Below are 26,249 nucleotides of genomic sequence, written 5' to 3' on the forward strand. Positions count from 1 at the left end.
TTGCTGGCAAGGTCCATCGGAAATAATTATCTCATTGCCATGGCGCTTAGCGGAGCTGGGCAGGCCACCTGGTATGCCGGTAACTTTCAACGGGCAGCCGATACCATGAAGCTGGCGCTAACCTATTTAAGTGGTAACGATACTGGCGATAAGATCGGCCTCTGGCGAATTCTAAGCAACATTTACGACGATATAGGCGACTATGTACATGCATTTAAAGCCGTTCAGGAAGCGCTTGCCCTCAACAAAGGATTTGACCGGCAAAATGAGTTGCTCTCGATGGTGCAGGTGGGAAAGTTGTATAAGAATATTGGCGATTATGAAACCGCCATGGATTATTATCAAAAAGTACTGGCATTGGGGCCAACCAAAGGCTCCTATCCTTTTCGTGAATTGCATTGTTGTTTGGGCGATCTGTATGTGGCGCGTGGTGAGCCTGATTCTGCAAAGATCTATTACCGGCAGGCATTTCTCGGATTTCCAACCAGCCCCGTCATACGTTTGCGGTTAGGTGAATGCCACCTGATGCAACACCATATTGACAGCGCTTCTTTTTACCTTGATTCATTGTATAAAGAAATGATCGTAAAGAACGATGTGAACATAGGCATTGGGGTTACCATCGGCATGAGTAAAGTTGCTGAGGCCAGGGGCGATGTGCAAACCGCCCTGCCGCTGGCGCAAAGGGCCTTCGACAGGGCTATGCAGTTGGGCGTACATAGGTATAGAACAGATGCAGCAGCCTTACTGGGCAGTTTATACGAACGCCAGGGAAATGCTGCCGCAGCGCTACGCTATCAGAAATTATTTCATGGCCTAAAAGATTCAGCTATTTCGGATGTATATAAAGGACAGTTGTTTGCATTTAAACAAAAGACCATGCAGGCCGAACAGGCGGCTTTACTGGCAGCCGTAGAGGCCGATAAAAAACTTGCCCAGCGTACCATATTGATCGTGGCGCTTATTTCGGTGTTAGCCATCGCCCTCATCATCTTCAGGCACAAGAATGAAAAGCTGCGGCTGAAACAGCGAACAGCCGAACTGGAAATGCAAACGCTGCTTGCTCAAATGAACCCGCATTTTATTTTTAATTGTCTTTCGGCCATTAATCACAGCATATTGAATAAGGACTCCGATAAAGCCAGTGAATACCTTACCCGGTTTTCACGGCTGATGCGCATGGTGCTGATGAATGCCAGTAAGAAAACCATAAGCCTGGAAGATGAGTTGGATATGGTGCGCCTGTACTTAACCATGGAACAACTTCGGTTTAAAGATGCGTTTGATTATACCATCACCCTGCATGGCGATGTACAGCCCTCCATGGTACAGGTGCCCGGTTTTATTTTGCAACCTTTTTGTGAAAATGCCATTTGGCATGGGTTGTTGCATAAAGATGGCAAGGGGCAGTTATTAATTGATATACATTTTGAGAATAAACAATTGATCGTTTCGATAAAAGACGATGGTATAGGCCTGGCCGAAGCCGCCCGGCTGAAAACAAAAGGCAGCGATTCGATGGGACTGAAACTAACGGCAACACGCCTTTGGCTGTTTAATCAGGGAAAGAAGGGCGAATTTCCTTATACTTTACAAAATAGAAAAGACAGCGAGGGCACCGAAGCTGTTATTAGAATAAATACCCGGTAAAGCTATGATCAGATCAGTTATTATTGACGATGAACCGCACGCTGCGCAGGTATTACAAATTCTGCTTGAAAAACATTGTGCCGAAGTAAAGGTGGAAGCGGTTTGCCATGCGGCAAAAGAAGCTGAGAAACTGGTGCGCGCCATTAACCCGCAGCTGGTGTTCCTCGATGTAGAAATGCCACATATGAATGGTTTTGAACTGCTCGAAAAACTGGCGCCGGTAAACTTTCAGATTATTTTCACCACCAGTTACGATCAGTACGCGATAAAGGCTATTAAATTCAGCGCCATTGATTATTTATTAAAACCGGTTGATCCGCAGGAGTTGAAAGCTGCGGTTAAAAAATCGGCCGGTCTGATTTCCACTTCAACCTTGCCCAGCCAGTTGGATATTCTGCTTCATAAATTGCGCCAGCCAGCCACACTCAGCAATCGCATTGCTTTACCCACCATGGAAGGTTTGCAAATGGTACCGGTTGATAATATTTTGTACTGTACGGCCAACAGCAACTATACTTTACTGGTATTAAAAGATAAGCAAAAGTTGACCGTGTCCCGAACATTGAAGGAAATTGAAGAAATGCTGGAAGAGCATCCTTTTTTACGGGTGCACCATAGTTGTTTGGTAAACCTGCACGAAATACAAAAATACATTCGGGGCGAGGGCGGAACCGTGTTAATGAGCGATGGGGCAGAACTGGCGGTATCGCGCTCAAGAAAAGATATTCTTTTAAAAAAACTGCAAAGCCGTTAAATTCCGCAAGCTGCTCATTCATTTCTGCTAACCGCTCATTGTTAACCGTACGCTTTAATACAGCAAGTATTTTTATGCTGTATGCTGCGATCATTTATTCTATTTATTTTCATATGTATTGTAGGTATAGTTCAGGTCTATGGCCAGTCTGTTTCAGGACAAGTACAAACGGCCGATCATAAACCCCTGCCTTTTGTTTCGGTGGCCTTATTGCGCGATACCGGTTTTGTAACCGGCGGTATTGCCAATGAAGCTGGTGTATTCAAACTACACACCACGCTAACGGCAGGCGTTCAGTATAAATTGAAATTATCGCTGATAGGTTATCAAACGTTGGAACAACCATTTACCTGGCCCGATACGGCACTGTTGAAAAACCTGGTACTGGTACGGGGGGGAAAATTATTGGGTGAAGTGGTGGTTGCTTCGCGCAAGCCACTGGTAACAAGAAAAGCCGATCGCTATATAGTGCAGGTAGAAGATAGTTACCTGGCCAATGGTCATTCAGGATTGGAAGTACTGCAACGATCACCAGGTTTGTGGGTGAGTCCCGATGGTTCTATCCGCATCATCGGCGGACAGTCGGTAACCGTTATGATCAATGATGTAGTACAACGGATGTCGGGGGCCGACCTGGCTGAGTTCCTGCGTTCATTGCGGTCGGAAGATATTGCTAAAATTGAAGTGATACCCAACCCGCCTTCTGAGTATGAAGCTTCTTCAACGGGTGGTATCATTCATATTATACTAAAGAAAGCACGTAAGGATGGTTTAACGGGAACGCTTTCTGCTCAATACAGACAGCAGGGTAGTAACCCGGGCACAGGGGCGGGTGGTTCATTCGATTATAAGTCGAAACAGTTGTACCTGGCAGGCGGTTACAATTTTACAAACGACAGAACCGCCTATACCGGTTGGAACAATGTGCGCTACCCCAATAAAAGTAATCTGTACAATTCAACTTTTCGCTATAATAATATTACCCGGCACCAGTTCAGGGCCGCGCTGGTCTATGATCTTTCGGCCCGTCATTCCCTCAACATTCAGATGATGGGGATGGACAGCCGGTTGGCGAATCGCTTTGAGTCGGGGCTCGAATATAATCTGCCAATGGAGCAGGTAACGGGCAATGCCTTATCGGGCTGGCGGCGAAAACCCTGGCAGGGAAGCTATACGTTTAACTATGGTTGGAAGATGGACACCATTGGTTCGGTACTGCGGCTGATAGCCGATTATACTACCAGCAGCAAATGGGAAATTAATGAACTTATATCTGTTTACAGCGATACGTTGCGTAACAGGCATTACCGCACCATTACGCCAAGTACTACACACCTCAGCAGTGTACAGGCCGATTATACAAAAGCCTTACGAAATGCGGCAGCAATAAAAACAGGAATAAAATATGTACATACCGGTCGTAATAATACGGTTTTGACGGAACAGTATGAGGGCCTGGAATGGCAAAAGGATATTGGCGCCAGCAATGAGTTTAAGTACAGTGAAGACCTCTTAATGTTTTACGGCTCTTTTGAAAAAACCATTAAAAAGACAAGTATAAAGGCCGGGTTACGTGGTGAAAATACCTGGGCAAATGGTTATTCCATCACTTTGCAGCAAGGCATCGATCGAAAATATTTCGGGTGGTTCCCCTCATTGTTCATTACCCAAAATTTAAATGAAAAGAAAGGAAATATACTGGTGTTGAACTATGCCCGGCGTGTACGCCGCCCGGGTTACAACGACCTGAACCCTTACCGGTTGCAGGTACATGATTTTACTGTTATGACAGGCAACCCTGATCTTGTTCCGCAATACACGCATAGTATACGGGCCGGGTATACGCACCACAACAATTATACGGCTACTGTTTATTTACAAAGCACCAGTAACTACCTGGCGCAAACCGCTTCAACTATCGACAGCAACATTGTTGAGTATAGAACAAAGAATTATCCCAATAATATAGAGTATGGTGTTTCACTTGAAGCGGCCGTGGACATTACAAAGTGGTGGAACAGCAGAACCAGTTTAATAGCTTATTATATTTCGAGTAAAATGGATGTGGGGCGTTTTGCACAGCAAAGCTTAAATGTTCAGTCGGTACAGATCATTACGTGGAAGAAAGTGATGGATATAGATATGGTGATGCAATACAATTCTCCTTACGTTACGGCTAATAGCCGTTATGCGCAGATCTTTATGATGGATGCGGGTTTTGTGCGCAAGTTCTGGAAAGACCGTTGTCGCATTCGGTTGTATGCAAATGATATTTTCAACACAGTACGGGAAAAGGAGTTGACCATTTATGGGGATACACGAATTGACTTCTATCAGAAACGGCCAACAAGAACTTTTGGTTTGGCAGTGAATTATAATTTCCGTGCGGGTAAAGCCTTTACAAAGAAAAAGATAGATCAGCATACCAGTGATGAAAAAAGCAGGTTATAGCCGGCCTGGGAGTGCCGGTTACTTCTCATAACAAAAAAGGATCGCTGGTCACGATCCTTTTTGTGTTTTATAAGTTGAGCTTTAGCTTCGTAAACATACTTTTGAGTAAATTACATTACCATAACTGATTTTGACCATGTTAAGAATTTCACTTTTTATACCTGCGTTGCTGTTTGGTTTTACAATAGCAGGCAAAGCGCAGCAACCATTACAACTCAATCAACCATACAACAACCTGGCTGTAACAAAGACCGATACCTTACGTTACGGGCTTCGATTACAAAAGGGAGGTATTTTTCAATTTTCTATTGAACAGCAGGGAATAGCTCTTGCCTATGAATTAGCCGATGCTACGCACCAGGTTAAAATGAAAAGCCGCCAACCGGTGGATATTAACGGTTTTCTAAAATCGGAGTATGCGCCAACAGTTAAAACTGATTATACACTTAAGGTGTACCGTTTTAACCATCCGCAGAATACCGATTCGGGTAAACTTTCCATATTTATAAAAAGCCTCAACAAAGTTGAATTAGCTGAAAGGCAAAAGATCAGGAAAGAATTGGAGCCGGAAAATGCCAAAACAGTGCTTACAGCAGATATAGATCATTTTTGGCAGGCGGTTGATGCATTAAGTAGTTGTAAATCGCATGCCGACAGTCTTTCGGCCATTCAAAAACTTTACTTTGACAGGGCAACCGATGGGTTGATAGACTTTATTGCGGCTCGTGATCTTACGGCCGAAGCACAACTTAAATTAATAGCCCGGTATCCGAAATTTTATGCTTCTAGCAGGAAGAATACTTTAGGGGTAAAAAATTCTGAGAAAGTTATTGAGGAATTGTTTACCAAATTTCAGTCGTTGTATGCCAACTTCAAACCCTTTAAGGTTTGTTTTGCTATTGGTATTCTTAATACCGGCGGTACAGTCTCCGACAAATTTGTGTTGATAGGTACAGAGATCTCGGCTTCGTCAAAAGATGTGGACGTTTCTGAGTTTATTACTTATAAAGAAACAAACAGGGCCAATATGCTTTCGGGTGATGGCGATCTGGTGCAAAAGATCCGCAATATGGTGGCGCATGAGTGTGTACATACGCAACAGAAGAATATATCAGATACGGCTGCAGCGTGTCCGTTGTTATGGCAGGTGCTGAAGGAAGGTATTTGTGATTTTATAGGCGAAATGGTTGCGGGTAAACAGATCAATAGCGTTGCACATGAATATGGCGACAAACATGAAAAAGAACTGTGGAGTGAGTTGAGATCAAACCTTTGCAGTTCGGATATGAGTAAATGGTTGTACAATGGCCAAAGTGCAAAAGACAAACCCGGCGATTTAGGTTATTATATGGGTTACCGTATTGCCAAAGCCTATTATGAACAGGCTACTAATAAACGACAGGCTATTGTAGATATGATTGAGTTGACGCTGCCTATGCAGTTCTTGCAACAAAGCAAATATTCTCCTGGGGAGTGAATGCAGCTGTAGATGAACACGGCTGTAAGCTATAAGCTGCAAGCTGCAAGCGAATACAAATACAGCCGAAAGCAAATACAGCTGTAAGCTAATACCGAATACAGCATCACGCCGTCACGGCAACCTGAAACTCGAAACCATGAACTATAGCGAGGTTCCCATTATTAACGAGTTCTGAATTAAAGAACTAAAAACTAAAAACTGAGAACTCGTAACCTGAAACTCGAAACTCGAAACCTGAAACGTTTCTTACCTTTGCCGCAGTATCATATAATAATCAACCAGAACGTATGTCAAAATTATTTACCCCGCTCCAAATAAAGTCAGTAACATTCAGGAACCGGATCACGGTATCACCTATGTGTCAGTATACTTCGGAAGATGGGTTTGCCACCGATTGGCATTTGGTGCATTTAGGCAGCAGGGCAGTGGGTGGAGCAGGGTTTATTATTTCAGAGGCGGCGGCAGTATCACCCGAAGGCCGCATCTCCCCATTTGATCTTGGCATTTGGAAAGATGCGCATTTAGAAAAATTACAACAGATCACTTCATTTATATCGGCCCAGGGAACAGTACCAGGCATTCAATTGGCGCATGCAGGTCGTAAGGCAAGTACCAATGTTCCCTGGCAGGGTCGGGGTAAAGTAGACGTTGAACATGGCGGCTGGACGGTTGTGGCTCCTTCTGCCATTGCGTTCTCTGATAATTATCCCATGCCTGTTGCGTTGGACGAGCAGGGTATTCAAAAAGTGATTGACGATTTCAGAGCTGCAGCAAAACGTTCATTAGAGGCCGGGTTTAAAGTAATAGAGATCCACAGTGCACATGGTTATCTGCTTCATCAGTTTCTTTCACCGCTCAGTAATCACCGTACCGACAAATACGGCGGTACTTTTGAGAACCGTATTCGTTTACTGCTTGAAGTGATTGCTGCCGTTCAAACAGAATGGCCGGCCAACCTGCCGTTGATAGTACGTATATCCGCTACCGATTGGGTACAGGGTGGTTGGCATTTGGAAGAATCGATAAAGCTGGCCCGCATCTTACAGGAAAAGGATGTTGATCTGATGGATGTTTCTTCAGGCGGCTTATCAAACCTGCAACAAATTTCTACCGGCCCAGGTTATCAATTACCTTTTGCTTCGCGTATTAAAAAAGAAACAGGCATGCTTACCGGCGCTGTAGGTATGATCACAACTTCTATTCAGGCCGAAACCATTCTTGTAAATGGCGATGCCGATCTTATAATAATGGCACGCGAAATGCTTCGCCAGCCTTATTTCCCTTTGCAGGCTGCAGGTGAGTTAAACGATGATATTAAATGGCCGGTGCAATATGAAAGAGCCAAATGAGTGATAGAGAAATAAAATGTGTGCAAAACAATTTTAGCATTTATTTAATATTTAATAATTGCATAATCTCATATTGATACTAAGTTAATCCGATTTAGCCAGCTTTGCGATCGTTTCTAACCTGGTATGATGAAGAGAATATTATTATTGATCACGTTGGCTATTGGTATTGGTTATTTGGCTAATGCCCGGCAGGCTATGCCCAATGCACACTATAAGTTGATAAAGGGCAATAGTATGGTGCAAATGACGAATTATTATTTGCTTACCCTGTTGCAAAATGATATTGAGGTTAGAAAACTTCTCCGTTACGGAATGCCTAATGATAAACCCTGCATTTCTACTACCACCGCAGGTCAAAGTATGATGATCACCACGACACTTGCCGCAAGATGCCAGAAAGAGTTAAATGAAGTGCTCTTTAAAGCAGGAAAACGCCTGTTTGAAACGGAAGCGGAGTTTATTCCGGTGATCGATGTATTACACATCGATCCTACCGAACCATTGGATACTTAGTCCTGGATATTTTTTACTGCACTTAAATTGATTGTTTATGAAAATGATCAGCATGGCCATCGTATGCCTGCGCATGATGTTTACATCGGGCGATCCATCGAACATTAGGAAGTAAGAGGTAGGACGTAAGAAGTACGAGAACGAAATTAGTTATCAAGATCAAGCATGAAACTCATACTTCTTACTTCATACTTCAGTTGTTAGTACACAAGTTTTTCAATTTATAAAACTAAACAATGAGAATTCGGATCAGACACAAACACCTTCATTGGTGGACGTTTATTTTCTGTATGGCCATTACATTCCCGGTATTGGCGCAAACAGGTAAAATTACCGGTATGGTAACTGATGAGAAAGGGCAGCCGCTGCAGGCTGTAACTGTGCAGGACCCCAAAACGAAAAAAATGGTAATGACCGATGAGAACGGTAAGTTTACTATAGAGGCCAGTGAAAACGGCAGGCTGGTATTTTCGTCTACAGGTTTTGGAAAACAGGAAGTGGCTGTTTCGGGCCAAACGGTTATTACTGTAAAACTGGCAGAAGAAATAAAAACACTGGATGAAGTTTCTATCGGTTATCAACGCCTCAGAAAGAGCGATGTAACCGGTTCTATTACCAGTGTAAGGGCCGGTGAACTGAACCTGAGCACACCTACACTTGGTCAGGCAATGGTTGGTAAAGTGGCTGGTGTACAGGTATCACAGGTAAGTGGTGCTCCCTATTCAGGCACCAAGATCCGGGTGCGTGGTATTGGATCTATCAACGCCAGCTCTGAGCCTTTATATGTAATAGACGGTTACCCGGTAAGCGGAAACATTAGCAATAAGGCGGGTAGCGGTGGTAACTCAACTACCGGTTATAATCCCAATACTTCAGGTAACGATATCTTTATTAATCCCGATGATATTGAATCAATAGAGATCCTTAAAGATGCGGCATCTGCGGCTATTTATGGTTCACGTGCATCTGGCGGCGTAGTATTGATCACTACTAAAAGAGGTAAGAACGGTAAAGGAAAACTTACCTATGATCTTCAGGTAAGCAGCCAGCAATTGTCGCACAAAGTAAAGATGATGAATGCGCACGATTTTACCGATCTGTTTATAAATGGTCGTAATGCCAATTATAAAGACATCCTGATCTCAAAAGGTATAGCGTGGGATGATTCATTTTATTCTGATGATAACGATACTCGTGTAGCGAAATCGGGCCAAACAAAACAAAACTGTTCTGTTTGTATTATCAAAGACCTGTATGATTTCCCAACACAAAAGATGATAGAACCTAAGTACAATACCGACTGGCAGGACGCATTGTATGATAACGCCATGGCAACAAGGCACAATCTTACATTTACCGGTGGCAACAATGGCGTTCGTTATATGGTGAGTGGCGGTTATCTCGATCAGCCGGGTATTTTAAATAGTACCTATCAAAAGCGCATCAACTTCAGATCGAATATCGATGCTGATGTTTCGCCGAAGTTGAAAATTTCATCAAGCGTTTTTGTAACCAATACCGAAAACCGCGAAGTACAGGAAGGCCGTTTTAACCAGGGGCCAATTTTAGGCGCATTGATCTATATGCCAATTTTCCCTGTTTATAACCCCGATGGATCGCTTGCCCTGTCATATGCAAACGCGGGAGCGCAGTTCGATGGTTTCAGCTATGCATTTCAGGGTATTGAAAATCCTTTAGCCCTGGCGCAACGGGTAAAAATAACCCGTAAAGGTTTGCGTACTACCGCCAACGCCAGTGCTACTTATGAGATCATAAAGAACCTGTCGTTTAAAGTAAATCTGGGCGGTCAGGCATATCGTGAGAAGTATGAATATTATTATCCTACCAATTTAAGTAGTGGTACAAATGGCCCTGGTACCACCCAGGCAACAACTGCGGGTAATGCTGCTTTGCAGAATTTGGATATTCAGGACAGGCTGGCGGAGTATACATTAACCTATAATAAACAATTTGGTAAACACAGTTTTAATGCGTTAGCTGGTTATACTGCGCAGCAAAATACAAGCGATGCGGTAACGGTAACTGCAAAGAATTTCAATAATGACCTGGTGCAGGAAATTACGAATGCCGGCTCTACTCCGGGCGATGGCGCTCTTTTTACCTCAAACGGCGCTACATCAAAATCAACTACCACACTGGTCTCTTATTTAGGTCGTGTGGTATATAGCTATGACAGCCGTTATTCTTTAACCGGTTCATTCCGTACCGATGCTTCTTCGCGTTTTGGTCCGTTGAACCGCTGGGGTAAATTTGGTTCGGTATCTGCCGGCTGGGCGGTTTCAAACGAATCGTTTTACGATAACTGGCTTGGCGCCCAATCTTCATTAAGGCTGCGTGCAAGCTGGGGTTTAACAGGTAATAACAATATTCCTAACTACGCCTATGAACAAAACCTGACCGGTTCGGGCGGTGCGGTTGTAGGAAGTACGGTGTATAATGGTGTTTGGACAGGCGGCGTTGCCGATAAAACGCTGGGCTGGGAGTCAACATCTCAATATAATTTCGGTATAGATGTAACTACGCTGCGTAACCGGTTATCGGTTATTGCCAACTATTATATAAGCAATTCTTACGACCTGCTGATGTATGCGCCTACTTCTGCTATTTCAGGCGGTACTACCATTCTTACCAATTTGCGTGATGCAAAGCTTAGCAATACCGGTTTCGATCTGCAGTTGGATTATAAAGCGATACAAACAAAAGATTTTAACCTTAGCATTAGCGGTAACATAACAGCCAATAAGAACAAGGTGGAAAGCCTGGGTGGTACCAGCGAAATTCAGGTAGCAGGTGCCGAAAGAAGTTATATTACACACGTTACCCGCGAAGGCGATCCTGTTGGTTCTTTCTATGGAGTGAAAGTAGCCGGTATGGTACGCCAGGCCGATATGGATAATGTAAATGCCGACTGGGCAGTTTATAAGGCCAATGGTAATAAGTTCCCTGCCGGCTATAAAGTAAAAGCATTTCCGGTTTCTACTTTCTCTACCACACCGCTGAATCCGGGTGACCTGTATTTCAAGGATAACAATGGCGATGGGTTGATCACTGATGCTGATAAAGAGATCATTGGTTCGCCTTATCCAAAATTTACTTATGGCTTTAACCTGAGTGCAAGCTATAAATTCATTTCGCTGAGCGCATCGTTTAACGGTTCACAAGGTAATAAGGTGCTTGATGGTCAGGATTACTATAACAGGAATATGGAAGGTTCGGGTAACCAGTATACAGTAGTGAACGATCGTTACCGCAGCGAAGCGCAGCCTGGTAATGGTCATGAATACAGATCAAGCCGTGGCAGCTCGCAAAGCAACAGTACCCGTTTGAGCGATTACTATTTACAGGACGGTTCTTATTTCCGTTGTACCAATATCACTGTTGGTGTAAACCTGGGCGCGCTGGGTATTACGAAAAAACTGAACATTGGCGGCCTGCGCTGGTATGCTTCTGTCGACAATGCGTTCACTGTTACCAAATACCTGGGCTATAACCCTGAAGTGGATTATAACAATGGCGCTAACGTTTCGCCCGGCGTTGATTATGGTAAATACCCGCTGATGCGTTCGTTCAATACCGGTATTTCGGTAACATTCTAAAATTATAACTATAAAAGATATTTATGCGTAATGTGGCTTTAATAATTGCAGGTTCGCTGATACTGTCGGTCATCAGCAGTTGCAGCAAATCATTTGTAGAGCAAACCAACCCAAATGCAGCGTCGGTTGATAATGGATTAAAAACTGAATCAGATATCGCCGCTGGTGTATATGGTGTTTATCAATCATTGAGAAGTGGCAATTGTATTGGCGAAGGCGCCGCACTGTGGACCGATGACCGGGCCGATGATGTGAACACCACCGATAACCAGAGCAACAATGGTGAGCCTTTCCAGTTCTCAGCCTTTGCCATAGTTCCCAGTAACAGTTACCTCCTGGCGCACTGGACGGCTTTATGGACGCCTATTGTAAGGGCCAATCTTATTTTATCAAAAATAGAGAACGTTACTTTTGCCAGTAACGATACTAAAACACAATACATTGCCGAGTTGAAATTCATTCGTGCTTTAATGTATTTTAACCTGGTACGCGAATTTGGCGATGTACCATTGGTAACAGAGCGGCTGAACACAAACGATCAGGTTAAAGCATTGACCTTCCGCGAGAAGAAAGAAAAGGTATATGCACAAATAGTTATCGACCTCAAAGATGTGGTGAGCAGTAATTTGCCTGCGGTACAGCCGGAAGCGGCTAAAGGCCGGATATCGTTACAAGCTGCCAATGGTTTATTAGGACAGGTTTATTTAACTATGGCAACCGTGTTAAGCGATGGCAGGAACGATAACCTGAACAATGCCAAAACTTACCTGCTGGCTTGTTATAACCAGAAAACGTTCACTAATCTGAGCGATATTCCCTTTGCCGACGTATTTGACGTAAGTAAAAAATCGAAGAACCAGGAGATCATTCTGCAGATCGTTTACAAACAGGGTGATGCCACTTATTCTTCTGCACTGGCCCGCAATAACCAGGCAAAAGGCGAAACTATCAATGCACCGTTGTATGTATCTCAGGGCGAAGGCGGCTTATTTACAAAAGACCTGCAGAATGAATTTGAAACAGGTGATGTGCGTACGGATTTCTCTATAAAATTTGCTGCTGCTACCAATAAGTATTTCATTACTAAATTCAGAGATGTAGCGCCTGCCGTTACTAAAGATGGCTATGCTGGTAACGACTGGATCCTGATGCGCTATGCCGACATTATCTTAAACCTGGCCGAAGTGTACATGTATTTTAACGATAATGTAAATGCTACAAAATATCTCGACATGGTTCGCACCCGTGCATTAAGACCCGATTATGCTACCATGATGGCAACAGATGCGAATTATAAGACAAAATATCCAACCCTTAAACTGGCTATTTTACATGAAAGAAGGATCGAGCTGGCATTTGAACACCATCGCTGGCACGATCTTACCAGGTTCTTCAATGCAACTGAACTGGTAAATTATATCCGTGCAAAAAATCAGGCCGATTTTGATAATTCGCCCCTGAGCAATTGCACTACCAAGGATTACTATTTCCCCATACCATTGAGTGAGTATAAACTGAATCCTGAAGGAATGTATCAGAACGATGGTTATACCCAGTAATTAAGAAAAGGTAGCCCTGAAATAAAAGGAGGCCCCTCATTAAAGAGGAGTCTCCTTTTTATTTTGAATAATTTACCTTTGCTTTCTTAAACGTATACTTATGTTCGGAGATCTATTTGGTAAACTACAGGAAGCCCAGCAGAAAATGCAGGAAGGCAAACAAAAGTTGAACGATGTGATCATTGACGGCGAAGCCGGTAATGGCGCAGTAAAGGTTTCGGTAACCGGAAACCGGGAAATAAAAACCATTCTTATCGATAATCAATTGATGACGGCCGACAGAAAAGAAGAGTTGGAAGACCTGTTGGTAACCGCCCTGAACCGGGCGCTTAAAAGTGCAGAGCAGGCATTTGAAGAGGAAATGAAAGGCCTTGCCGGCGGTATGCTGGGCGGCCTGGGAATGTAATATTACCAGTAATATCAAATTATACCAATCAGGTGTGTTATTCGCCAACCGGCGGGTTACACACCTTTTTTATGCCCTTATACGTTCACTGGTTAATTTCTGTTTAGAACTCATCAAATACGTACACCCGAAAGACTGCCACTATATATAAGCGTTGGTTGGGTGAATAATGTAATATTTTGCTGTTGGAAATTATTTTTTTTGCGTATTGGGGAATCTGCTACTTTTGCAACAATATTGCAAAATATTTGGCTGTACTAAGAACATACAAGGTCTTATTAGGAGCGTTCCTTTTGGCGTTATATGCGTTTGTAGCAACGCCGGTACAGTATTGGCATCATCATACAATTTACGCTGCCAAACAAACGCACAGTCAAAACAGTCAGCTTGATCTGCTTTTACAGGACGACGGATCTCAACAGGATGCCAACTGCCCTGTTTGTTCTCATAAATATTCCGCTTATAGTGACATCGAAATAATTGCATTTGAACCATGCAGTTATATAGCACTAACCCAGCCGGGGGCTTATCTACTTTCTTGTGTTACGTCACCTTTGTTGCTTCTTTCCAATAAAGGACCGCCTGTGTGTTAGTATCATATTACGTGAGTTGTCAGTGGTGAGTGGTGAGTGGGCTCACGCGTGTTCTGCATGCCGTATATTTTTGAGCTTCACTATTGTTCGGCGACTGCCGCACTTGAGTTGGTGTGCTATTAATCGTGAGTCTTGAAATGCACTCACCACTCACCACTCACCACTCACCACTCACCACTGACCATCAGCCATCCTTCATTTCTATTAACACATACACCCATGTTCGTATTACAAGCTACGCAGCTTGGCAAGCAGTACAATGGTACGGCTGCCTTGCGTAACCTCAATTTGTCAATTGATAAAGGCGAGGTCTTTTGTTTGCTCGGTCAGAACGGTGCCGGCAAAACCACTACTATCAATATTTTTCTTGGCTTCACTGCCGCTACCAGCGGAAGGGCCGCTATTAACGGGGTTGAAGTAAAACCAGGCAATACCGCTACCAAAAAGTTTGTTGCCTATATTCCCGAAGTGGTTCAGCTCTATGGAAATTTAACCGCACTGGAGAACCTTGATTTTTTTAGCCGCCTGGCCGGGTTTACCTATTCAAAAGAAATGTTGGCCGGTTTTTTAAGCAAGGCCGGTTTACAAACGGAAGCGCATAAAAAACAGTTGAACACCTATTCAAAAGGAATGCGCCAAAAGGTAGGTATAGCCATTGCGGTTGCAAAGAACGCCGATCTTATTTTAATGGATGAACCAACCAGTGGCCTCGATCCAAAAGCCACCGCCGAGTTTACTAATATTTGTAAAGAACTCGCTGCAGATGGTAAAACCATTTTCATGGCTACACACGACATTTTTAATGCAGTGAATGCAGGCACCCGCATTGGCATTATGCGGGGCGGTTCATTAGTACATACTGTGGCCACCAGCGCCATTACCGCCAACGAATTACAACAATTATACCTGGAAACTATTTAATCAAAACACTTACATAAACACCTAAAGAAATGAAACAAAAGGCACTTGTGTTTCTTTTGTTACTGGCATCGGTATGCCTGTACGGTCAGAAAAATAAAGACACTTTACATTTACAAACGGTGGAAGTAATTGGTCGTAGCACGCAGAAGTACAATAGCGATTACTCCTTTTCTGCCACTAAAACAGCCATACTCAATAAAGACCTGCCCCAGGCTATTGGAACGGTAACAAAAGAACTGATCACCGACCGGCAGGCCTTTCAGCTGGCAGATGCGGTGAAGATCGTTCCCGGCGTTATCCCTTCCAGTTATTATAACCAGTATTCCATCAGAGGAATTAGTCAGAATGAAGAAGGACAGATCATTAACGGAATGCGTACCCGCCAGTATTACTTTTTGCAACCCGTTACCACAAATATTGAAAGGGTAGAAGTGATCAAGGGACCGGCCAGCGCCACGTTTGCCAGCGTTGATCCCGGCGGCAGTATAAACCTGGTAACCAAAAAGCCCCTGACCGTTGATAGAAAAGAGATTGGTGTAAGTGCGGGCAGCTTTAGTACCGTTCGTGGTACATTAGATTTCACAGGCCCGTTAAATAAAGAAAAAACATTGCTTTGCCGGCTTAATGGCGGTTACCAGGAAGCAAAAAGTTACCGCGACCTGGTGCGAAACAATTCAATGCTTATTTCGCCTTCGTTTTCTTATATCCCCGATAGCAATACAGCCATCAATGTAGAAATGATAATTAGTTACCTGAATGGCAACCTCGATCGCGGTCAACCCATCTTTGGCGCACAAGCCGGCGTTACCGATCTCAACAGTACACCCATTGCCCTGAACTTAAGCGCAGGTAACGACTTTTTTAAATCAAAAGAGTTGATTGTTACAAGCAGTTTATCGCATCGGTTTTCTGAAACTGTAAGTTTTAATGCGGCTTATATGAAACAAACCTGGCAGGAAGATCTGCAGGAACATCGTACCACCAATGCTTTTGCTGTAGATATAAATAATCAGCCGGTAAATACTCTGGCGGGAATGCAATTTGTGCAACGCAAACAGCACTGGAATGTAGACAACGTAACTGGTTATTTCAATTTTCGTTTTGCTACCGGCGCAATCAAACATCAGTTGCTGGCAGGGTACGATCTGCAACATTGGGAAAAGCAAAAAGGCGGCGGACAAAATTCGGCAAGAGGTTTCCTGTTAAAAGATGGTTCAATAACCAGCTCGTTTGTATTGGCAAATTCAGCCAACTACCAGACTGTTTCTTATAAAGGCCTTACCCTGCCCAAACCAAACGTAAATCATTTCGATCTGGAAAATCCATCCTATACCATTCGGAATGTAAGCGATTATGTAATGAATGTTAGAACGGCTGTGCCTTCGGCTTTAACCACTACCAATGCGGTGTATGTGCAGGAGCAGCTGAGCTGGAATAAATTTATACTGTTACTGAGTGTGCGGCAGGAATGGTTTAAAGATATAACCAACTACAAAGCGTCCAATGAGTTTTCGTTCACCAATAATAAATTGTTACCAAGGGTAGGGCTTACATATGCTGTTGCCAGCAACATAAACGTTTATGGCACTTATCTCGAAGGATTTCAACCGCAAAGCAATACGGTAACATTAATGCCAAATACGGGAAGCTTTTTCTGGACAACCAAATCGGCCGCACAATTTAAACCATTGATAAGTGATTTGAAAGAAGTGGGGGTGAAGGCATTTGTATTAAAAGGAAAAATGCAGGTGAATGCAGCGGTATACGAGATCAATCAAAAGAACTTATTGTTGAATGCTAACTTACCTGTTTTTCCCGATTCACTCACCACTCGCGGGGCGGAACGCAGCAGGGGATTTGAAATTGATATGGCCGGCTACCTGTTGCCCAACTGGCAGGTGAACGCCTCATATAGTTATATAGATGCCGTGATCGTAGAAGATAATGAAGAAGCGTTAAAAGGCGCCAGAAAACAAAATACCCCTTACAATAGCGCCAATGTGTGGACGCGGTTCAACTTTCCGCTCAATACAAAACTGAAAGATATTGGTATTGGCGCCGGGCTTCAATATAACGGCGATCGTATACCCTGGTTTAGTCGCGATTTTAAAACGCCTGCTTATACTATTATGGACCTGGCGTTGTATTATTCGCCCGGTAAAAGAAATATTCAGCTGGCCTGTAATGTAAATAATGTGCTTGATAAAAGATACTGGATAGGGGCGCAGAATTATTTACGCCTGTTCCCCGGCGCTCCCCGCAATTTGATGCTTACTGTTACTTATCGATTTTAAATGCAGGAAAAAATAATTTCATGAACAATGTAAAATTAATAGCGCGTCACTTTTTAAAGACGGTGTGGAAGAGCAAAGTGGTTCTTCCCATTTATATGGTATGGCTTGCATTGGTATTGTATGCTGTGGCTACCGGTTATGCCACCTATACTAAACAAAACGAACTCCGTAAAAAATATCAGGCAAAAGCCCGGCAAAGCTGGGAAGCAAATCCAGATAAACATCCGCACCGCATGGCGCATTTTGGGTCGTTTGCATTTAGAATAAAACACCCCTTGAGCATGTTCGATAATGGTATGGAAAGTTATACCGGTAATGCTGTTTTCCTGGAAGCGCATAAACAGAATACAGCCAATTATAGTGAGGCCAGCTTTAGTACCGGATTGTTGCGTTTTGGTGAAATAAGCGAGGCCATGCTATTGCAAACCATTTTACCCCTGATACTTTTCTTTCTCGGGTTTAATGCAGTAGCGCAGCAACGGGAAAACGCCACCCTGAAAATACTGGTAAGCCAGGGCGCGGCATTTAAACAGATCATTTGGGGAAACAGCCTTGGGTTGTTTGCTGTTGGTATTATCTTTTTGCTGCCCGTACTGGCAACTACTGTTACTATGATCACGCTTAAGGGCAATGCAGGCGCCGCATCGTTCATTCGGTTTACCATCATCGGATTAAGCGCCATTGTTTTTTTATGGATAATAAGTGTGGTGGCTATTGGTGTTTCGGCAATAAGCCGTACCAGCAGAAGTGCGTTATTGTCGTTATTGGGCGTTTGGTTAATGCTTGCTATTGTATTACCCAAAACCTTACAGGCTATAGGAAATTATTTATATCCTGCACCTGGTAAAATTCAATTTCAGGCAGCGGTAGAAGAAGATATTCTGAAGCAGGGTGATAGTCATAATCCCGATGATGTTCATTTTAAAAAACTGAAAGATTCAATACTACGCGCTAATAAGGTTGACTCTATTCAACAGTTGTCATTTAATTACAGCGGATTTATTATGCAGGAAGGCGAGCGCATGAGCGCCCAGGTATATGATGCGCATTTACAGCGGTTGCTTACTATTTACGATAAACAGAACCGGCTAAGCTACAATGCCGCATTTATCAATCCATTCATCGGTTTTAAGAACATTACCATGGCGTTCAGCGGTACCGATTTTGCCGCTTACCGGCATTTTCAGCAACAGGCAGAAGCCTATCGTTATGATCTGGCGCAAACCATGAATGTGTTGCAAATGAAATATATCAGTAATAGAAAGCTAAGCATTACCGATAAGCCTTATAGCATCGATAAAAGCCACTGGACCTCGTTCCCCGATTTTAAATACCAATACCAGCCGGTGAATGCGGTCATAAAACAGCAATGGGTGGCGCTGGTAGCGTTGGCAGTATGGCTGGTGATGTCGTTTCTTCTTATTAATTACATAGCAGTAAAAGCTAAAGTTATATAACCTATGTACAAATTAGCATTTCATAATTTTATCAGAAGTCGCAGTGTATGGGTTGCATTGGTGCTCTTCTTTACAGCAGGGGGCATAAGTATCTTTATTGGCCGGCAGTTTCTGTTAAAGCAGGAAGCCGCTATACAATCGGTAACTCAGTCGCAAAAGGAACATATTGAACGAAATGTAAAGTATATAAAGAATGAGTTCGGATTGTTGATGTATTATTTAAAGTTTGCTTATATACATAAGCCGGCGCCCATTGCGGCATTGGCCATTGGTCAGCAGGATGTGAATACCAATATACAGTCGCTCACTATTCGCACGCTGGAAGCGCAGCGGTACGATACCGACCTGTATAACCCCTATAACCTCATGACCGGTAATTTCGATCTCAGCTTTGTAATAATCTGTTTATTCCCTTTGCTCATCATTGCATTTAATTTTAATGTGCTTTCGAGCGAAAAAGAAGGTGGCACCTGGCCATTGGTAAAGCTGCAGTCGGCACAACCGTTGCGGTTCATCTTTCAAAAGCTCAGCATCAGGTTTATTGTGGTGTCTGCCTTGTTGTTTTCATTACTTGGGTTGGCAAAGTGTATAATTGGAATTCCATTGGATGCAGCGTTTGCCGCATTTTCTCTTATGGCTTTTCTGTATATATTAGTATGGTTTGGCGTTAGCTTTTTAATTATATCCCTTCATAAAAGTACAAGTGTAAATGCCTTGTTGTTATTAAGCGCCTGGGTGTTGCTTTGCCTTCTTACGCCGGGCATGATAAATAATTATGTAACGGCCAGGTATGCCGTGCCCGAAGCATACAATACATTAATAAAACAACGGGATGGGTATCACACAAAATATGACAGGAATAAAGACAGCACGGTCCAAACTTTTTTTCAATATTATCCTGAATACAAAAAATATGTATGGGATAAACCTTCATTTAATTATATCTGGTTTTATGCCATGCAACATTTAGGCGATGAAGAAGCGGGAGCCGATAGTAAAGCGATGCATTTGAAATTGAAACAGCGTAGCCAGGTAAGCGCTGCTGTTGGTTTGTTATTCCCAACAACGCATGCCCAATTACAATTTACCAATATTGCGCATACCGGTATTCAACAACATTTGGCGTATTTAGATAGTACTGCCCGGTTTCATGAAGGGCTGCGGCGAAATTTCTACCCAAAAATATTTGGCGATAGTGCAGTTGAGAGTGAGAACTGGGCCAGGCATGTGCCGGCTTATTTTAATGCACCAGTTAATATAAATTGGCTTGAGCTTATACTTCCTATGTTGACCGTCGGAGTTGTTTTGTTTGGTATTGGTGTGTTGGTTTTTAAAAAGGTGGAGCGAGGCTCCACCTTTAATACTAATAACTAAATGAGTTTTCGACAAACCAGCGGGCTTTATAAATTTTAAATCCGCGTTCTTTATAGATCACTTTGCCATCTGTTGAATAAATTTCGTCTGTCCACCAACTGCCTTTAGTGCCATCGGGATGAATAAATATAGTAGGGAGTGGTGTGGGGCCCGAGCTCATGCTTTTTACATGTTGATAGGGAAGTGGAACTTTACTTGCCTGGTTCTTTTCGGTGTTATAATAATAAGTACCGGTAGTATTGGTAAGCCATAATGCAGGTTGCCCATAAACAGGAAACAGGTCATGCGCATCTGTACCGGGTAATTGAATAGAGTCTTTGATCGTAATTTCAGGTAGCAGCCGGTGAAAATTATAAGTAAACGTTTTCAACTGGTCTTTTGCCGCCGACCATAACAGGTTTTGCTTTTTATCCCACACTACATTATGACCAAAAGGCAGGGGGAACTGTTTGCTATATACATTATCGGGAAATTGCAGGGTATCGGTACGAAAAACCGTCATGAAATTGCCGGTGCTGGAGGCGGCAACAATGTTGCCATCGGGCAGTAATTCTGATGAATGGGTGTTGCCGCCGGCAAACGCATAAAACAGCACTTTTTTATCTTCTAACCTAATAAGCGCCACGCCACCGCCCGATGCATTCATCAAAATGGCTTTGCCGCCATATACCGGTTTTGCATCAGAGGGGTTGGTGAACCAGCTTATATGTTCTTTTTTGATGTTGGCAGACTGGCCTGGCAACCATTCCCAAACCATCTTTTTCTTTTCAAGATCAAGGATGGCAATGCGATGTACCGATTGCTCACACAGTAAAATGCATTGTTTGCAGTTATCAAAGGTTGGCGTGGTATCCTGTGCTAAAGCCTTGCTTACAGATGTTGCTATTAATAAATACAATAAGGCAAGGCCTTGTTTTGTAATATGGTTCATCGTTTTTATTAATTGTGCGAAACAAATGTAATTAACACTCAATGAATTGACTAATTGTACTGGAAGTTGAACAAACGTTTGCGTTGTAGGTAAAAAAAAAGGGCTATGGAATGTAAAATATAACCCGGAATTCGTTTGCAGAGTATTGCTGCAAACGAAAATTGGGTTGCAAGACAAAAAACCGGTTCTAAATCGTTTGCAGGAGGTTGCTGCAAACGAAAAATGTACTGCAAATTAAAAATAACGGTCGGCTATCGTTTGCACGGTGCTCCTGCAAACGATATGGATACGTAAATCGTTTGCAGAATATCGCTGCAAACGAAAATTGGGTTGCAAATACAAAAAACCGGTTCTAAATCGTTTGCAGGAGGTTGCTGCAAACGAAAAATGTACTGCAAATTAAAAATAACGGTCGGCTATCGTTTGCACGGTGCTCCTGCAAACGATATGGATACGTAAATCGTTTGCAGAATATCGCTGCAAACGAAAAATGGTGTGAAAATTATATCAACCGCAGTATATCATTGATCATTTTATGGTAGCCTTCCACTGAAACCGGTTTTTCTAATACTGATCTGGCTCCTAATTGTATGCTTTGTTTTACCAGGTAGGCATCGGTGTAGGTAGAATACAGAAAAACCGGGATGTTTTCGTATGCTGTATTATTTTTTAGTATAGCCAGGGTTTGCAGCCCATTACATTTAGGCATGTTCTGATCAAGAATGATAAGGTCGGGAAAACTTCCGTTGTGAGCTTTTTCAAGATAGTCAAACACTTCTTCTCCATTCTCTACCGGTGGTAACAAAATGAGGTCGGGCCGTTCGCCCAAATACTGGAAAAAGAAGCTAACGTCATCGGGATCATCTTCAGCCAGTAAGATCTTCTTTATAATATTATCAGAGCTGGCCATTCGTCATTTGTTTTAGCGGTAATACCATCATAAACATTGTACCAATACCGGGCGTGCTTTTAGCTTGTATAAGCCCCTGGTGTTTTTCAATAATTTTTTTTGTAATAGATAATCCAATGCCTGTTCCTTCAAATGAATCTTTTGGATGAAGGCGTTGAAAAAGTGAAAAAATAGTGTTGGCATATTTTTCATCGAACCCTATTCCATTATCCTCAAAGGTAAGTAAACAATATTCACCATTGATGTTTTCTTCGCCGGTTATACTTTTTTCCTTTATAAGTTTCGCTTTTATTTTAATCACTGGCGCTATGCCTTCTTTTGAAAATTTCAATGAATTGGAAATTAGATTTTGAAACACCTGTCGCATTTGTCCGCGGTTCACTTCCAGCGTGGGCAGGTCTTTATAAATGATCTTTCCTTGTTTATCGGCGATCATCAATTCAAAATCTTCCAGCAGTTCTTTAAGAACTTCATTCAGATCGGCAGTTATGAATTCACCATTATCGGCAGATAGCCGTGAATAATTTAATATATCTACGATCAATGTTTTCATTCTTTCCGTAGAGCCAATAATTTTTTCGAGGTAGGCAATATCTTCTTCACCTAAAATGCCGGTCACCTTCTTTTTTAGCAGGTTACTGAACATCTGGATCTTGCGAAGTGGTTCCTGCAGATCGTGCGATGCTACGGATGCAAATTGTTGCAGATCGTGATTGCTGTTTTCGAGTGTATGGTTCAGCAATTCCAGTTGCCTGTTGTTCTCTTCGAGCTTTCTTTGGGTTGTTTTTTGCAGCGTTAGATCGGTGATGATGATACTTAATGACAAACCTTCATCAAGTTCAAGAACGGTTAGCGATAGTTGAACCGACGTGTGGCTTTCATTGTAATGAAGTGTTACTTCACCTTTACAATCGCCTGCCCAGGAGGTTGTAAAGAGTGTTTTATAGAAAGAAAGATTGTCTTTGGCAATGAACTGTTCAAAGGGAAGGCCAATGATGGCAGAAACCGGCATGCCTATCATTTCGCCAAAACGCGAGTTGGCATACAGGATAATTCCCTGTTGGTTGAGCGTTAAAGCGCCCTCCGTCATTTTTTCAATAAATACCCGGTAGGTATGATCGGCTGTTTTAAGCGTATATAGCTGATGGGTATCGCCTTTTTGAACAACCAGTGCATCAACCTGGCCGGTACGAATGGCTTCAATGGTTTCTTTAGCCTCGTAAAGCTGGCGGCGGGTTTCTTCCAGTTCCCGCATCAGGTCATTCTTTAGTTGTATGTTCCGGTCCATTATATTTCCACCCCAAGGGCGTTTAAAACTTTTTCTGTTTCTGATAGGTCACCAATAAGTTTTCGCTCAGGGAGGGGATGCTTTTTGATCAGCAAAGGTAATGCGATAATTTGCTCCTGCTGGGCAAGTGAAGCATTCTGGTATACGTCAATGATCTGTAATGCGTAACGATCTTTTAAGTACGACTCACAAATGTTCCGGATGTTGGTTATTGCTTTTACAGAATTCGGCGTGGCGCCTGTAATATACAGGCGAAGATCAAATTCCGGCGGAGGTTTCGACATCCTTTTCAGGTCGCTTTCGGAACCATTTTTTTTCATGTTATTTTTTTATGGGTCTAAGGTCGAGACCTACTAAAACTTTTTCTTCATTCGAAAGATCACCTATTATTTTTCGCACCGGAACGGGCACTTTTCTTACCAGGGTAGGAATGGCCAGTATCTGATCTCCGGCTGCCAGTTGCGGGTTTACCAGCAAGTCTATAACTTCTATCTCGTACCGGTTACTCAGGTGCTGTTCGCAATATTTTTTTAAATTGGTTAGTGCTGTTATAGATTTTGCCGTATTGCCGGCAATATACAACCGTAACTGCCATTTATCATTTTTTGGCTTGTTAGGTCGTATTACTGATTTTAACTCTTTCGTTGTCTTATTTTTTACTGTTTTTGCCATTTTCTGAAATTCGGCTGTTTCGGTTTTTTGTTAATTCCTGCCGGTTCTTCTCTATGATCTCTTTCTTCAGTTGTTCTTCTATAAACGTTTTGTTCAATTCTTCCTGCACCGATTCAAACTCTTCTTTCAGTGACGCAATTTTCGCCTCCAGCACTAATTTTTTGCGTTGAATAGCCTGGTCTTTACGGCTGGCTGCATAACTGCGCAATTCTTTACCTGTATATTCCTGAAGTTCCTGCGCTACCCGGGCCGAACCAATCAGTATGCCATCGGGCCCCAGGTATACATCAACCAGTTCCAATCCCTTACTTGTTATCACAAACTCCCGTACCTGTTTGCTGTGGTTCATACCTCTTGATTTCATAATGTAAATGCCCCGGTTGCGTTCGCCGTTCGCTTCAATGTCTCGTACCTGTATCCACGCATCAACCAGGGATGAAATGCCTTCATCGGCCTGCAGTGCATTTTCTTTGTCAAATACGAGCGCTGTAAAAAGTACGGTAATGCCTTCTGCTTGTAAAAAATCGAGTAACCGCATCAGCATAGATTTTACTTCACTTGCAGAGGCAACACTTACCAGGTTGGTAATGGGGTCAAGGATCACCGTACGGGGTTTAAACTGTTTAACCTTTTTATGAATAGCTACCAGGTGCGATTCTAACCCATACAATGTAGGCCTGGTAGAGATCAATTGCAACATGCCGCTTTCAATGTGTTTCTTGAGATCGACATTAATGGACTGCATGTTCCTGATGATCTGTGGTGGCGATTCTTCAAAGGCATAATACAAACAACGTTCTTTACGACGGCACGAGGCGTCTGCAAAATAAGCGGCAATGCTTGTTTTGCCGGTGCCCGGCGTTCCCGAAATAAGAATAGAACTACCCCTGAAAAAGCCTTTGCCACCTAACATGGTATCCAGCGATTCTATACCGCATGAAATCCTTTGCGATGATACTTCTCTTTCCAATTGCAGTGAAGTTACAGGTAGTACCGAAATGCCATCTTCATCAATAAGGAAAGGATATTCATTGGTGCCATGTAACGAACCACGATATTTAACCACCCGAAGCAAACGGGTTGAAATTTGATTTTCTACACGATGTTCGAGCTGCACCACACAATCTGATACATATTCTTCCAGCCCATGCCTCGTGAGCATACCAACGCCTTTTTCGGCTGTAATGATGGCCGTAACACCCCGGTCTTTAAGCCAGCTGAAAAGCCTTCTCAATTCTGATCGCAAAATGCCTTCATTTTCAAAACTGCCAAACAGGTTCTCAATAGTATCTAACATCACTCGTTTGGCATTTATGCTGTCAATTGCATGCGCCAGGCGAATAAACAATCCATCAAGGTCATACATGCCGGTTTCCTCAATTTCACTGCGGTTAACATGCACATGGTCTATCCATAACAACCCATCTTTTTGCAACTTCTTCAAATTAAAACCAAGTGATGCCACGTTCATTTCAAGGTCTTCGGCTTTTTCTTCAAAAACCATAATAATGCCCGGTTCTTTAAATTGCAGAGCGCCGCGAACAACAAATTCTATAGAGAAAAGTGTTTTGCCCGCACCGGCCTCGCCACATACTAATGTTGGTCTGCCGGCGGGCAGTCCGCCATTGGTTATTTCATCAAAACCATTGATGCCGGTAGGGGTTTTTTCCAAGGCGGTCGTATTGCTTTTTTTTACTGGTCGTGACATGTAGAACGAGATTTAGTACTGTAAAACATGTTGTAAAAAAATAAAGCCATTGAGCCAAAGGGTCAGTCTAGTGGAAAATTTTCTACAGTTTTTGGAAGATTTTTAGGAAACTCTTACGCATATTTAATACTTATAATGAAAGAGGGACCGCACAATTGACGGCCCCCTTTCTGTTGTTAGTACCTCCTAAATGGTCGTTGGTAGCGCCATAAAAATCAGATTGAGGAAAAGGCCTGATCTTATGGAAGAATGTTGGTTGTTTGGGTTTACTGTATTTCTAAATTAAGGATCGCGGTTAAGCGACCCTTAACGGATAAGG

At 42.9% G+C, this 26,249-nt stretch carries 18 protein-coding genes and 2 pseudogenes; 14 read left to right on the top strand and 6 right to left on the bottom strand.

Features of this window, described 5'->3' with window-relative positions; translation table 11 throughout:
* Window positions 1-279: 279 nt before the first annotated feature.
* The 14 genes and pseudogenes from GGD38_RS29150 to GGD38_RS29215 form a co-directional block, all read left to right on the top strand.
* Window positions 280-360 (top strand): annotated as a pseudogene (locus GGD38_RS29150) (tetratricopeptide repeat protein); the annotation flags it as partial.
* A 744-nt stretch (window positions 361-1,104) separates the two neighbouring features.
* Window positions 1,105-1,650, top strand: a pseudogene (locus GGD38_RS29155) (sensor histidine kinase); the annotation flags it as partial.
* Between the two features lie 4 nt (window positions 1,651-1,654).
* The gene (locus GGD38_RS29160; protein WP_375302729.1) at window positions 1,655-2,404 is read left to right on the top strand and encodes a LytR/AlgR family response regulator transcription factor; all 750 of its coding nucleotides are present in this window, start codon (window positions 1,655-1,657) and stop codon (window positions 2,402-2,404) included.
* Window positions 2,405-2,485: 81 nt separating this feature from the next.
* Window positions 2,486-4,855, top strand: a complete 2,370-nt coding sequence (locus GGD38_RS29165; RefSeq protein ID WP_375302728.1) for an outer membrane beta-barrel protein — start codon at window positions 2,486-2,488, stop codon at window positions 4,853-4,855.
* A gap of 136 nt (window positions 4,856-4,991) precedes the next feature.
* Window positions 4,992-6,332 (top strand): DUF2268 domain-containing putative Zn-dependent protease, encoded by a 1,341-nt coding sequence (locus GGD38_RS29170; protein WP_375302727.1) that lies wholly within the window; start codon window positions 4,992-4,994, stop codon window positions 6,330-6,332.
* A 290-nt stretch (window positions 6,333-6,622) separates the two neighbouring features.
* Entirely contained in the window at window positions 6,623-7,684 is a 1,062-nt protein-coding gene (locus tag GGD38_RS29175; RefSeq protein ID WP_375302726.1) for an NADH:flavin oxidoreductase/NADH oxidase, read from the top strand.
* A 129-nt stretch (window positions 7,685-7,813) separates the two neighbouring features.
* Window positions 7,814-8,200: a hypothetical protein gene (locus tag GGD38_RS29180; RefSeq protein WP_375303920.1), complete on the top strand. Its 387-nt coding sequence runs from the start codon at window positions 7,814-7,816 to the stop codon at window positions 8,198-8,200.
* Between the two features lie 236 nt (window positions 8,201-8,436).
* Window positions 8,437-11,817 (top strand): SusC/RagA family TonB-linked outer membrane protein, encoded by a 3,381-nt coding sequence (locus GGD38_RS29185; RefSeq protein ID WP_375302724.1) that lies wholly within the window; start codon window positions 8,437-8,439, stop codon window positions 11,815-11,817.
* Between the two features lie 23 nt (window positions 11,818-11,840).
* Entirely contained in the window at window positions 11,841-13,376 is a 1,536-nt protein-coding gene (locus tag GGD38_RS29190; protein ID WP_375302723.1) for a RagB/SusD family nutrient uptake outer membrane protein, read from the top strand.
* A gap of 100 nt (window positions 13,377-13,476) precedes the next feature.
* Window positions 13,477-13,782 (top strand): YbaB/EbfC family nucleoid-associated protein, encoded by a 306-nt coding sequence (locus GGD38_RS29195; RefSeq protein WP_375302722.1) that lies wholly within the window; start codon window positions 13,477-13,479, stop codon window positions 13,780-13,782.
* A 725-nt stretch (window positions 13,783-14,507) separates the two neighbouring features.
* Window positions 14,508-15,296 (top strand): ABC transporter ATP-binding protein, encoded by a 789-nt coding sequence (locus tag GGD38_RS29200; protein ID WP_375302721.1) that lies wholly within the window; start codon window positions 14,508-14,510, stop codon window positions 15,294-15,296.
* A 29-nt stretch (window positions 15,297-15,325) separates the two neighbouring features.
* Complete coding sequence (locus tag GGD38_RS29205) at window positions 15,326-17,590, top strand: TonB-dependent siderophore receptor (RefSeq protein WP_375302720.1); 2,265 nt, start codon at window positions 15,326-15,328, stop codon at window positions 17,588-17,590.
* A gap of 20 nt (window positions 17,591-17,610) precedes the next feature.
* Complete coding sequence (locus tag GGD38_RS29210; protein ID WP_375302719.1) at window positions 17,611-19,047, top strand: ABC transporter permease; 1,437 nt, start codon at window positions 17,611-17,613, stop codon at window positions 19,045-19,047.
* A gap of 3 nt (window positions 19,048-19,050) precedes the next feature.
* Entirely contained in the window at window positions 19,051-20,421 is a 1,371-nt protein-coding gene (locus GGD38_RS29215; protein ID WP_375302718.1) for a DUF3526 domain-containing protein, read from the top strand.
* Here the strand turns inward: GGD38_RS29215 and GGD38_RS29220 are convergent.
* The 6 genes from GGD38_RS29220 to kaiC form a co-directional block, all read right to left on the bottom strand.
* Window positions 20,411-21,352, bottom strand: coding sequence for a DUF6528 family protein (locus GGD38_RS29220; protein ID WP_375302717.1), 942 nt, complete (start codon window positions 21,350-21,352; stop codon window positions 20,411-20,413). The two genes, GGD38_RS29215 and GGD38_RS29220, sit on opposite strands and share 11 nt — an antisense overlap.
* Window positions 21,353-21,854: 502 nt before the next feature.
* Window positions 21,855-22,262, bottom strand: a complete 408-nt coding sequence (locus tag GGD38_RS29225) for a response regulator (RefSeq protein WP_375302716.1) — start codon at window positions 22,260-22,262, stop codon at window positions 21,855-21,857.
* Window positions 22,249-23,550 (bottom strand): ATP-binding protein, encoded by a 1,302-nt coding sequence (locus GGD38_RS29230; protein WP_375302715.1) that lies wholly within the window; start codon window positions 23,548-23,550, stop codon window positions 22,249-22,251. The genes GGD38_RS29225 and GGD38_RS29230 overlap by 14 nt, the downstream gene beginning before the upstream one ends.
* Window positions 23,550-23,870, bottom strand: a complete 321-nt coding sequence (locus tag GGD38_RS29235; protein ID WP_375302714.1) for a circadian clock KaiB family protein — start codon at window positions 23,868-23,870, stop codon at window positions 23,550-23,552. Before GGD38_RS29235 ends, GGD38_RS29230 begins: the two co-directional genes overlap by 1 nt.
* Before the next feature lies 1 nt (window position 23,871).
* Window positions 23,872-24,222 (bottom strand): circadian clock KaiB family protein, encoded by a 351-nt coding sequence (locus tag GGD38_RS29240; protein ID WP_375302713.1) that lies wholly within the window; start codon window positions 24,220-24,222, stop codon window positions 23,872-23,874.
* Entirely contained in the window at window positions 24,200-25,930 is a 1,731-nt protein-coding gene (gene kaiC, locus GGD38_RS29245; RefSeq protein WP_375302712.1) for a circadian clock protein KaiC, read from the bottom strand. Before kaiC ends, GGD38_RS29240 begins: the two co-directional genes overlap by 23 nt.
* Between the last annotated feature and the right edge of the window lie 319 nt (window positions 25,931-26,249).

The sequence above is a fragment of the Niastella sp. OAS944 genome, from assembly GCA_024809215.1.
GTDB lineage: Bacteria > Bacteroidota > Bacteroidia > Chitinophagales > Chitinophagaceae > Niastella.

What these genes read in the sequence shown, in the direction of transcription:
- GGD38_RS29160 (WP_375302729.1), top strand. Translation starts at nt 1,655, where the DNA reads ATGATCAGATCAGTTATTATTGACGATGAACCGCACGCTGCGCAGGTA.
- GGD38_RS29165 (WP_375302728.1), top strand. Translation starts at nt 2,486, where the DNA reads ATGCTGCGATCATTTATTCTATTTATTTTCATATGTATTGTAGGTATA.
- GGD38_RS29170 (WP_375302727.1), top strand. Translation starts at nt 4,992, where the DNA reads ATGTTAAGAATTTCACTTTTTATACCTGCGTTGCTGTTTGGTTTTACA.
- GGD38_RS29175 (WP_375302726.1), top strand. Translation starts at nt 6,623, where the DNA reads ATGTCAAAATTATTTACCCCGCTCCAAATAAAGTCAGTAACATTCAGG.
- GGD38_RS29180 (WP_375303920.1), top strand. Translation starts at nt 7,814, where the DNA reads ATGAAGAGAATATTATTATTGATCACGTTGGCTATTGGTATTGGTTAT.
- GGD38_RS29185 (WP_375302724.1), top strand. Translation starts at nt 8,437, where the DNA reads ATGAGAATTCGGATCAGACACAAACACCTTCATTGGTGGACGTTTATT.
- GGD38_RS29190 (WP_375302723.1), top strand. Translation starts at nt 11,841, where the DNA reads ATGCGTAATGTGGCTTTAATAATTGCAGGTTCGCTGATACTGTCGGTC.
- GGD38_RS29195 (WP_375302722.1), top strand. Translation starts at nt 13,477, where the DNA reads ATGTTCGGAGATCTATTTGGTAAACTACAGGAAGCCCAGCAGAAAATG.
- GGD38_RS29205 (WP_375302720.1), top strand. Translation starts at nt 15,326, where the DNA reads ATGAAACAAAAGGCACTTGTGTTTCTTTTGTTACTGGCATCGGTATGC.
- GGD38_RS29210 (WP_375302719.1), top strand. Translation starts at nt 17,611, where the DNA reads ATGAACAATGTAAAATTAATAGCGCGTCACTTTTTAAAGACGGTGTGG.
- GGD38_RS29215 (WP_375302718.1), top strand. Translation starts at nt 19,051, where the DNA reads ATGTACAAATTAGCATTTCATAATTTTATCAGAAGTCGCAGTGTATGG.
- GGD38_RS29220 (WP_375302717.1), bottom strand. Translation starts at nt 21,352, where the DNA reads ATGAACCATATTACAAAACAAGGCCTTGCCTTATTGTATTTATTAATA.
- GGD38_RS29225 (WP_375302716.1), bottom strand. Translation starts at nt 22,262, where the DNA reads ATGGCCAGCTCTGATAATATTATAAAGAAGATCTTACTGGCTGAAGAT.
- GGD38_RS29230 (WP_375302715.1), bottom strand. Translation starts at nt 23,550, where the DNA reads ATGGACCGGAACATACAACTAAAGAATGACCTGATGCGGGAACTGGAA.
- GGD38_RS29235 (WP_375302714.1), bottom strand. Translation starts at nt 23,870, where the DNA reads ATGAAAAAAAATGGTTCCGAAAGCGACCTGAAAAGGATGTCGAAACCT.
- GGD38_RS29240 (WP_375302713.1), bottom strand. Translation starts at nt 24,222, where the DNA reads ATGGCAAAAACAGTAAAAAATAAGACAACGAAAGAGTTAAAATCAGTA.
- kaiC (WP_375302712.1), bottom strand. Translation starts at nt 25,930, where the DNA reads ATGTCACGACCAGTAAAAAAAAGCAATACGACCGCCTTGGAAAAAACC.